This is a genomic window from Pseudalgibacter alginicilyticus (assembly GCF_001310225.1).
Lineage (GTDB): Bacteria > Bacteroidota > Bacteroidia > Flavobacteriales > Flavobacteriaceae > Pseudalgibacter > Pseudalgibacter alginicilyticus.
Genome location: NZ_CP012898.1, coordinates 3,295,570 through 3,306,769 on the forward strand (window position 1 = coordinate 3,295,570; position 11,200 = coordinate 3,306,769).

Consider the following 11,200-nt stretch of genomic DNA (forward strand, 5'->3'; position numbering starts at 1 on the left):
ATATGATTTTAATTCACAATATTTAAAATATGGAAAAACCGACTTTGGTTATTTTGGCAGCAGGTATGGGGAGTCGTTATGGCGGATTAAAGCAGATAGATGTTTTTTCTCCAGAAGGTGATACGATTATAGATTTTTCAATCTATGATGCGCTTCAATCGGGCTTTGGAAAATTTGTTTTTATCATTAGAAAGAGTTTTGAAAAGGAATTTAAAGCGCGTTTTAATGAAAAATTAGAAGGGAAAGCTGAGGTTGCTTATGTGTATCAAGAACTTGAAAATGTGCCAAGCAAGTATGTGAATCCTGAACGTACGAAGCCTTGGGGTACTGGTCATGCATTACTTATGGCTGCAGATGAAGTTAAGACGAATTTTGCTATTATAAATGGTGATGATTTTTATGGTAGAGAGGCTTTTGAGGTTATGGCAAGGTCTTTAACTAAAACTGATAAAAATTCGTATAATTTCAATACCATGGCGTATCTGTTAAAGAATACTATTTCAGAATATGGTTATGTGTCAAGAGGAGAGTGTCAAGTGGATGACAATGGGTATTTGATAGATGTTACGGAACGTACGCATATTGAAAAAATAAACGGGAAATTGATGCGAAAAGATGCTGATGGTACTTTTGTTCCAATTGATGAGAATACGGTAGTTTCAATGAATTTTTGGGGATTTACTCCTAAATGTTTTGAGTTTGGACATAAATTATTTGAAACGTTTTTAGAGGCTAATACAGAAAATTTAAAAGCTGAATTTTACTTACCTACCATTGTTAATGATATATTGAAATCTGGAAAAGCAAATGTGGAGGTTTTAAAATCGGATGCTAAATGGTTTGGAGTAACATATAAAGATGATAAAGCCATTGTTCAAAAAGAAATAGAAGAGTTGAAAAAACAAAAAATATATCCTATAAAACTTTGGTAATATGTTGACAGATAAATTAGAATATATTTTCAATAAGTTTCAACATGGTAATGAATATAAGTCTTATCAAGAATTGGCTTCTGGTCATATTAATGACACTTACTTGATTAAAACTCAAACTAAACCCAATTTTGTTCTTCAGCGTATTAATCATACTGTTTTTAAAGATGTTAAGGGTTTGATTAATAATAAGGTTGCTATAAGTAATCATATTCGGTTAAAATTAAAAAACACGTATGCTGAAGCATTAGAGCGACATGTTCTAACATTTGTAAAGGCAGCGACTGGTGAGTATTATTTTAAGGATACAGATGGTGATTTTTGGAATCTTAGTATCTTTATTGATAATACATTAACTATTGACACTGTAAAAGATGAAGAGGTTGCTTATGAAGGCGGGAAGTTATTTGGGGAATTTTTGAATTTAACAAGTGATTTCGATGTTGCAAAATTAACCGAAGTTATACCAAAATTTCATGACATGTCTTTTAGGTATGCGCAATTTAATTCAGCTTTGCAGTCGGCTCCCAAGGAACGACTTTTTATGGCAACTCAGGAAATTGACTATGTTTTAGGTTTAAAGGAGGATATGCATGTGTTGCAAAACTTAAAAGAATCAGGAGAACTGAAATTGCGTGTTACGCACAATGATACCAAAATTTCTAATGCCTTATTTACAAAAGATAATAAGGGGTTGTGTGTTATAGATACAGATACGGTTATGCCGGGTATTGCGCATTATGATTTTGGTGATGCCATAAGAACAATTTGTAACTCTGCCGCGGAAGATGAATCAAATCTAGATTTAGTTAAATTTAATATAGATTATTTCAATGCTTACGCAAAAGGGTTTTTAGAAAAAGTAAAGGATTCCTTGAATGCGAAAGAAATTGAATGTTTGCCACTTGGAGCTCAGACTATTATATTTATTATGGGTTTGCGATTTTTAACAGATTATTTGAATAATGATGTGTATTACAAAACCAAATATCCGCAACATAATTTAGATCGTGCTAAAAATCAATTTCAATTATTGAAAAGTTTTAAGGAAAAATACAACCAAATAAAATTAGAGATAAATTAATACTAACTTAAATAATTATGTCAAAATCACAAAACACAGTTACTAAAAACAGCACTTTAGTCCCTATACTTATTATAGCAGGTCTTTTCTTTATTTTTGGTTTCGTTACTTGGATAAATGGAGCGTTAATTCCATTTATGAAAACCATAAATGAACTTACTGATGCACAATCATATTTAGTAGCGTCGGCATCCTATATATCATTTGTGGTTATGGCACTACCAGCATCTTATATTTTAAATAAGATAGGGTACAGAAAAGGAATGTCTTTAGGATTAATAATCATGGCCATAGGAGCCTTGGTTTTTATTCCCGCAGCAGAAGCAAGAACTTATTGGGTGTTTTTAACTGGAATTTTTATTCAAGGCGTAGGGATGACTTTGTTGCAAACAGCATCAAATCCATACATTACTATTTTAGGACCTATTGAAAGTGGCGCTAAGCGTATAGCTATTATGGGAATAGCAAATAAAACTGCTGGGGCATTAGGATCTTTGATTTTCGGTGCTTTGTTGTTGTCTGGGATTGATCAGGTTAAAGAAAAATTAGGAACGGCCAGTATTGAAGAAAAAGGGGTGCTATTAGATAGTATGGCAGATAGTGTTTTTGTGCCTTATATAGTCATGGCTATTGTGTTATTTATATTAGGTATCTTAATTAGAAAAGCACCCTTACCTCATGTAGAGGCAGAAGAAGCAGAAGATATAGTTGAAGGCAAAAGCGCGAAAACAAATATTTTTCAATTTCCCCAATTATGGTTAGGCGTTTTAGCCTTATTTGTATATGTAGGAGCAGAAGTTATAGCTGGAGATACTATTATCGCTTACGGAATATCTTTAGGGTTTACAGGTGAAGAAGCTAAGTTTTTTACAACTTATACCTTAATGGCCATGGTGGCAACTTATGCCGTAGGGGTGTTTTTAATTCCAAAGTATCTAAAACAAAAAACGGCGTTAATAGGGAGTGCTGTTTTAGGGGTTATTTTTAGTATTTGCATTTTAAATACTACAGGATTTACTTCTGTGTTGTTTGTAGCAGCATTAGGTATCGCTAATGCTTTAGTCTGGCCTGCAATATGGCCATTAACATTAGATGGTTTGGGTAAATTCACAAAAACTGCTTCCGCACTACTTATAATGGCTATTTCTGGAGGGGCTATTATACCTCCTTTATATGGTAGAATCGTTGATGCCAATAAGCATGAATTAGTTACAAATGGTATGCAAGCAACTGAAGCTATGGCAACCGCTTCCACAAGTAGTTATTGGATATTAATTCCGTGTTATGTCATTATCCTATTCTTTGCTGTTTGGGGACATAAAATTAAAAGTTGGACTGGAAGTAACTAAAATAGAAAATATAAAAAAATAAAAAAGCAATGTTAAAAAGCACAATAGACAAAGCAACAGGTTTCGAAAAGCGATTTGAAAATATAGGCACTGTAGTATTTGAAAACTCAACAGAGGCTTCCAAAGCCGTTGCCAAAGAAATAGCAAATCTTATAAAGGTTAAACAATCTCAAAAACAACCTTGTATATTAGGTTTAGCAACTGGGTCATCCCCAAAAGGTCTTTATGCTGAATTAGTACGTTTACATAAAGAAGAGGGCTTGAGCTTTAAAAATGTGATATCTTTTAATTTGGATGAATACTATCCAATGGAGCCAGACTCGGTAAATAGTTATGTGCGTTTTATGAAAGAACAACTGTTCAATCATGTAGATATATTGCCAGAAAATTATAATGTGCCTGATGGTTTATTAACTAAAGAAGCCATTGCGGATTATTGCGATGCTTATGAAACCAAAATTGAAGCCTTAGGAGGTATTGATTTACAGATTTTGGGTATTGGTGGTAATGGGCATATTGGTTTTAATGAATCTGGTTCTCTTCAAAATTCAAAAACACGATTAGTAGCGCTAGACCATATAACCAGAGTTGCTGCTAGCGGCGACTTTGGGGGTTTAGAAAATACTCCAAGAACAGCTATTACCCTAGGTGTAAAAAAAATAATGGAAGCCAAAAGAGTTATTTTGATGGCTTGGGGTGAAGGAAAGTCTAATATTATAAAAGCATCAACAGAAGGTCCTGTAACTAGTCAAGTACCAGCATCCTATTTACAAGAGCATAACAATGCTACTTTTATTTTAGATCAAGCTGCAGCGTCTAAATTAACAAGAATTAATACGCCTTGGTTAGTTGAAAAAATTGAATGGACGGACAAGCTTATTAGAAAAGCTGTATTAGGGTTAGCACTTCATTTAAAGAAACCTATTTTGATGTTAACAGATGCTGATTATATTGAAAACGGTATGAGTGATTTATTGGCAGATTCAGGACCAGCGTATGACATCAATATTAAAATATTCAATAAGCTTCAAAATACTATTACAGGTTGGCCAGGAGGTAAACCCAATGCAGATGATAGTAAGCGACCAGAGCGTGCAGAACCAGCAAAGAAACGTGTATTGATTTTTAGTCCTCATCCAGATGATGACATCATTAGTATGGGAGGTACTTTCAAAAGATTACATGAACAAGGGCATGAAGTGCATGTAGGATATCAAACTTCTGGTAATATAGCTGTAGCCGATGATGAAGCCTTGCGTTTTGCAAGTTTTGTTTGTGATTATAATGATAAGTTTGGAATAGAAAATACTGAAGCAGCTGCTATTTACAAAAAAGCATTAAGTTTCCTTAAGAACAAAAAGTCAAGTGAAATAGATACTGATGAAGTACGGTATATTAAAGGATTGATTAGAAAAGGGGAAGCAAGAGCTACTTGTCATTTTATAGGTCTTCCTGATGAACAGATTCATTTCATGGAATTGCCATTTTATGAAACAGGTGCCATTAAAAAGAATCCTATAGGTGTAGCAGACGTAAAAATAACGAAAGATTTAATTGAAGAAATAAAACCACATCAAATTTATGCTGCGGGCGATTTAGCTGATCCACACGGTACACATAAAGTTTGCTTAGATGCTATTTTTGCTGCCGTAAAAGAACTAAAACCTAAAAAGTTTATGAAAGACTGTTGGTTATGGTTATACCGTGGTGCATGGCAAGAATGGGGTATTGATGAAATTGAAATGGCTGTGCCAATGGGGCCAGACCAAGTACTGGAAAAACGAAAAGGTATTTTTAAACATCAATCTCAAAAAGATGGTGTCGTTTTTCAAGGTACAGATAGTAGAGAGTTTTGGCAACGTGCAGAAGATAGAAATAAAGAAACTGCCGATTTGTATGATCAATTAGGTTTATCTCACTATGCTGCTATGGAAGCCTTTGTAAGGTGGGAATATTAAAAAAACTCAACATATAAAACAATAAATAATAAATACAAAGCCATCCATTAAAATCAGGAAAAAAATAGTGCCTATTAATAATGTAATGATTTACTATATGTTTGTTAATTAGGTTCTTGTTGAATTTGATTTATACCTTAAGAACGTAACAAAAAATTGAAAGTATATTTTCTGAAGGGTGGTTTTTTGTATTTATTAGTTTTTGATAAAAGGGGTGATGTTATAAGTTATCCTAATTAAATTATAGATACAATGAATATAAAATTTTTAAAGGTTAATAAATTATCTAAGGTTTTGATAATCTTTATGTCATTAATCTCAATTAATCTGTTATATGCACAAGCCCCAAGGGTTTCTATTAATTTAAAACATGGTGCCCACCAATTAGGAAAGCGCACAGACCAATCTATGGAAACATGGCGTAATTACGGATTGGGTCAATTTATCCATTGGGGAGTTTATGCCATTCCTGGGGGGCAATGGAATAACAAAAAATACCGTGGAGCGGCTGAGTGGATACGTTCTTGGGATGGCATGCCTAAGGATGCTTACGATAATTTATATAAACAATTTAATCCCAAAGGATTTAACGCAAAGGCTTGGGCAAAACAAGCTAAACATATGGGTGCAAAATATGTCATATTAACTACCAAGCACCATGATGGATTTTGTTTATGGCCCAGTAAATTCACTGATTACACTATAATTAATACACCTTATAAAAAAGATATTATCGGACAGTTAGTTGATGCTTATAATGAGCAAAATATCGATGTATATTTATATTTTTCTATTATAGATTGGAATCATCCTGGATATAGAAGCGTGTTAAAAACTGAAGAGGATAGAAAAGCATATGAAACATTTAAAGTATTTACTGAGAATCAATTAACAGAGTTGTTAAATGCTTATCCAACAACTAAAGGGTTGTGGTTTGATGGTACTTGGGATTCTGCATGGAAAGAGCAAGCTGCTTTTGCAGATTCATTAGATAGTAAATTACGAAAAATGATTCCTGGATTAGTTATTGGAGCAAGATTTAGGCCTGATGAATATGGAAAAAGAGGTTTTGATAGCAATGGTGATATTATAGGAGATTATGAACAAGGATGGGAACGCAAAATGCCCAACCATATTGATGATGTCCATGGTAATGACTGGGAGTGTGTTATGACTGTGCCAGAAAATCAATGGGGGTATCAATCCAATTGGGAAGGACATATCAAAACGAGTAATGAACTTATTGAAATGATTGCCAAAGCGGTTTCATTAGATGGAAATTTTGTATTGAACTTTGGTCCTGATGGTCAGGGTGTTATTCGTAGTGAAGAAACTCAGTTAGCAAAGGAAATCGGCGATTGGATGGAAGTTAATAACGAAGCTATATATAACGGCAGTTATTTAAATTGGGAAAAGCAAGATTGGGGATATTATACTAAAAGCAGAAAAACAAATAAGATATACATGATTGTATGTAATGTACCAGTTTCTGGAATGTTAAGAGTTAAAACAACTGATAAAATAGATGTAATTAAAGCTTCTTTAATACAAGAGCCAACACAAGGTGTAGATGTGGAGATTATTGGTAAAAATGAATATTTTATTCATCTTAAATCATTTGATTTTAAAAAGCCTTTTGTTTTGGAGTTAGAAACAAAATTGATTCAAGAAGGAACTGAAATTCATTAAAAAGTTAATCAATGTAATATTGTATTTTAAATTTTCTTATATTATCATTAATTCTTATAGGTTTATTTGCTTATAAAAACACCAATACTAAAACAGGAAACAATCAAGACCCTGTTGTAGCACCAAGCTTTGATCAATTAGCAAGAGAAGGTATAGTGTTTTCAAACGCTATAAGTAGCCTCCCATTATGCAGTCCGTGTCGAAGTATGCTTATGATAGCAAATTTACATACAACAATTAAACAAGAAAAAAGATGCTTGGCTTGAGTACTATCTTGAATTAAAAAACGCTAAATATTATTTTTATAAAGCGAGGTATTATAGCTTTAAAAATTTAGACTCATGAAAAAAATAATTCTCATTACACTATCATTTTTGTTTATGTTTTCAATAGGAGCTCAGCAAAAACCTAATGTTATTTTTATTTTAGCTGATGATTTAGGGTATGGGGATTTAAGTTGTTATGGAGCAACAAAAATAAGTACACCAAACCTTGATAAATTAGCAAGTCAAGGTGTTCGTTTTACTAATGCCCATACTACTTCAGCAACCTGTACACCTTCTCGATATGCAATAATAACTGGGCAGTACCCATGGAGAAAAAGTGGTACTGGTGTTTTGCCTGGTGATGCAGCTTTAATAGTACCAACAAATAAACCTACATTACCCAAAATCTTTAAAAAAGCAGGTTACACAACGGCTATTGTAGGTAAATGGCATTTAGGAATTGGTACGAGTATTAAAAAGAATTGGAATGCAAAATTAATGCCTGGGCCTAATGAGGTAGGTTTTGATTATTCATTTATTTTCCCAGCTACAGCAGATAGGGTACCAACAGTTTTTATGGAAAATCATCATGTTGTTGCCTTAGATACTACAGATCCTATTCATGTTGATTATAAAAAGAAAATAGGTAATGATCCCACAGGTTTAGAGAATCCAGAATTGCTAAAAATGAAAGCATCTCCAAATCATGGGCATAACAACACAATTGTAAATGGTATTGGCAGAATGGGTTTTATGACCGGAGGATATCGTGCTAGATGGACTGACGAGGAAGTGCCATTAACTTTTCTATTTAAGGCAAATGAATTTATTGAAAACAATAAAAACACACCTTTCTTTCTGTATTATTCTTTAACAGAGCCTCATGTACCAAGAATGCCTTCTACCATTTTTAAAGATAAAAGTGGGTTAGGGTATCGAGGTGATGTTATTCTTCAATTAGACTGGGCTGTAGGTGAAATTATGAAACAGTTAGAAAAACTTGGTATTGAAAAGAATACCATGATTGTTTTTTCAAGTGATAACGGTCCCGTTTTAGACGACGGGTATGAAGATGGAGCGGTAACACAATTAAATGATCATAACCCATGGGGGCCATTTAGAGGAGGGAAATATAGCGTTTTTGAGGCAGGAACAAGAGTACCAATGATGGTTAGTTGGCCAGAAACCATAAAACCTACGGTTTCAGAAGCTGTGGTTTCTCAGGTTGATTTATTAGCTTCCTTTTCAAAGCTATTAGGTGTTGGTTATAACGGTGATACTTTGGATAGTGAAGATGCCTTGGATGCTTTGTTGGGGAAATCAAATATTGGACGTTCTTATTTAATAGAACAAGGGCTGAAAGACAACTTAGCTATTATTCATGAAAACTGGAAATATATCGAACCATCTGAAGGTCCAGCTATTGAAAAGCATACAAAAATAGAATTAGGGAAAGCGTTGTTTCCTCAGCTATATAATTTGAACAACGATTTGGGTGAAACCAATAACTTAGCTGAAAAATATCCTGAAAAAGTTAAAGCCTTACGTGAGATATTAAATGATATTAAAACTAAAAATTAAGTAGGTTTTAAATATAGATTAGGGATGATTATAAATGTTTAATCTTTATAATGAGTTAAAAAATCATTTTCTTTTGTTTAGTATTTGATCCAGTAAGTCTTTTGTTCTTTTGTAAGCTAAGTTCTAAAATAATAATCAACCCATAGGTTAAAAACGTCATCTTATTAAATGAAACAATTTACACTAATATCTTTATTTCTAATGTTTTGTGCGCCAGTTATAGCTCAAAATAATGATGTGTTAAAAAAACTCAATTTCAACGCTCCAGAATTAAAATCGGTTAAATATTTTTATAACATTGGAGATAATGAAAAAGCACTTAGGGCATTACTTAATTTATATAGAGCTAAGGAGAATTTATATTTAAGGATTTTAAAAGATGATGATGTATTAGATATAAAAAGTAAATTCCCAGAAGATGTTCAAAGGAGTATAAAAACAGCTGATGAGGTATTAAAAAAATATTTCATATTTCGAGATGAATGGGATATGGAAAAGACAAATATTCCGTATCAATTTAAAGGTGAAATTGACTGGACTGCCATTCCTAATGGAGATATTGAGTGGTGTTTTATGCTGAATAGGCATAAGTATTGGATCGATATAGGACAAGCCTATATGTTTACTGGTAACGAGAAATATGCTAAAGGTTTTGTAAATCAAGTAAATCATTGGATTGATAATAACCCATTCGATGATAATTTAAAAAAATACTCATGGAGGCGTATTGAGGCAGGTATCCGTTGTGAAAACTGGATAAAAGCTTTTGAATATGTTAAAAATTCAAAACATATAACTCCTCAATTTTTGACTAAATTTTTAAATGCACTTTATCAACACGCAATTTATATAAATGAAGCGTTTAGTAACTTTTCAAAAACAAGTAATTGGGGTGTTATAGAGTTTCAAGGACTGTTGAATGTGTCTCAATTTTTAACTGAATTTAAAGAAGCAGATCAGTGGGCTGTTAATGCAATACAGAATCTAAACACCTGTATTAATATCCAAATTTTAGAAGATGGAACACAATGGGAACAATCACCTTTGTATCACAATGAGGTGCTTCATTGCTTTATGAATGTTAATTTGTTGGCGCAACGAAATCATATTGATCTTCCAGAATCTTTGGTAGAAAAAACAAAACAGATGGCTTTAGCTAATATTCAATGGCAAAAACCCAATTATAATGAACCGCTTTTAGGAGATAGTGATGATAATGACCTCAGAGGCATGCTTACTTTAGCTGCCATGCTATTTGATAGCCCTGTTTTAAAATCTAGAGCTTATAATACCTTGGATTATGAATTGCTTATTTTAATGGGAAAAGAGCAAGCTGAAGCTTATGAGCATATGGATTCCCAATTACCTGATTTTTTGTCTATATATCAACATGTTTCAGGCGATTTTTATATGAGAGATTCGTGGGCAGAAAATGCTGTTTACTCTAGCATTCATTTAAAAAAAATAGGCGGTGGACATGGCCATGATAATTTGTTGCATATAACACTTTATGCAAATGGAAAAGACTATTTAGTTGACGGTGGTAGGTATACCTATATTGATAATGAATGGCGCGAATTTTTTAAAAATAATAAAAGTCATAATACCTTAGGGGTTGATGATCTTACCAATAGTGTTTATCAAGATTCTTGGTCAAATAGTTTTGATGCACGTTCACAGGGTGTTTACACAAAAATTGATAATGGATTAGATTATGCAGAAGCCGAGAATACTGCATATAAAAGGTTAGAAGACCCTGTTTCTATGAAACGACGTTTGTTGTACATTAAACCAAATATTTGGTTAATGTTTGATAGCTTTTTAGCTAATAAAAAACATAGATATTCGCAATATTTTAATTTCCCTAATGATAGTTTAAAAATTGAAAATAAAGGAATTACAACATCTTATAAAGTCGATAACTTAAGAATTCAACCCGTAAATAAAGCAGAAATAACTTTAACAAATTCTTGGTGGTCTCCAGAGTATAATTTAAAAAAAGAAAATAAAAGAGCTGAAATTTTTAAAGAAGTCGAAGGCTTTTCTTCGTTTATTACATTAATGTATTTTCCAGACAAAACTGATTTGAAATATGAAAAAACACCTGTTTACAATAGAAATAATAAACTGCTTTCTGATACAGACGTTGAGGCTCTAAATATTTATGTTGATGATGTGATATACACCATTTTGGTTGTTAATAACCCACAATTTATTGGAGCACCTTTTATAGTGGTCAATAATCTAATAGTTGCAGGCGAAGTGGTGCTTATTGAAAATAGAAATGGAAAAAATAAAATTAAAATTATTAAAGGGTAATCAATTTTATTAGATTGATTTA

7 protein-coding genes are annotated in these 11,200 nt (G+C 32.7%); all 7 read left to right on the plus strand.

Going from position 1 to position 11,200, the window contains the following annotated elements:
- The first annotated feature begins 29 nt into the window (after positions 1-29).
- The 7 genes from APS56_RS13675 (at position 30) to APS56_RS13705 (ending at position 11,178) form a co-directional block, all read left to right on the plus strand.
- Positions 30-932: a nucleotidyltransferase family protein gene (locus APS56_RS13675; RefSeq protein ID WP_054729392.1), complete on the plus strand. Its 903-nt coding sequence runs from the start codon at positions 30-32 to the stop codon at positions 930-932.
- 1 nt (position 933) lies between these two features.
- Positions 934-2,016, plus strand: a complete 1,083-nt coding sequence (locus APS56_RS13680) for a phosphotransferase enzyme family protein (RefSeq protein WP_054729396.1) — start codon at positions 934-936, stop codon at positions 2,014-2,016.
- 17 nt (positions 2,017-2,033) lie between these two features.
- Positions 2,034-3,365, plus strand: coding sequence for a sugar MFS transporter (locus APS56_RS13685; protein WP_054729398.1), 1,332 nt, complete (start codon positions 2,034-2,036; stop codon positions 3,363-3,365).
- Between the two features lie 29 nt (positions 3,366-3,394).
- The gene (gene nagB, locus APS56_RS13690) at positions 3,395-5,323 is read left to right on the plus strand and encodes a glucosamine-6-phosphate deaminase (RefSeq protein WP_054729401.1); all 1,929 of its coding nucleotides are present in this window, start codon (positions 3,395-3,397) and stop codon (positions 5,321-5,323) included.
- Between the two features lie 252 nt (positions 5,324-5,575).
- Positions 5,576-7,012 carry an alpha-L-fucosidase gene (locus APS56_RS13695; protein ID WP_054729403.1) on the plus strand — a complete coding sequence of 479 codons (1,437 nt, stop codon included), beginning with the start codon at positions 5,576-5,578 and terminating at the stop codon, positions 7,010-7,012.
- Positions 7,013-7,353: 341 nt separating this feature from the next.
- Positions 7,354-8,859 carry a sulfatase family protein gene (locus APS56_RS13700; protein ID WP_054729405.1) on the plus strand — a complete coding sequence of 502 codons (1,506 nt, stop codon included), beginning with the start codon at positions 7,354-7,356 and terminating at the stop codon, positions 8,857-8,859.
- 168 nt (positions 8,860-9,027) lie between these two features.
- Positions 9,028-11,178, plus strand: coding sequence for an alginate lyase family protein (locus APS56_RS13705; protein WP_082379359.1), 2,151 nt, complete (start codon positions 9,028-9,030; stop codon positions 11,176-11,178).
- Positions 11,179-11,200 lie beyond the last annotated feature (22 nt).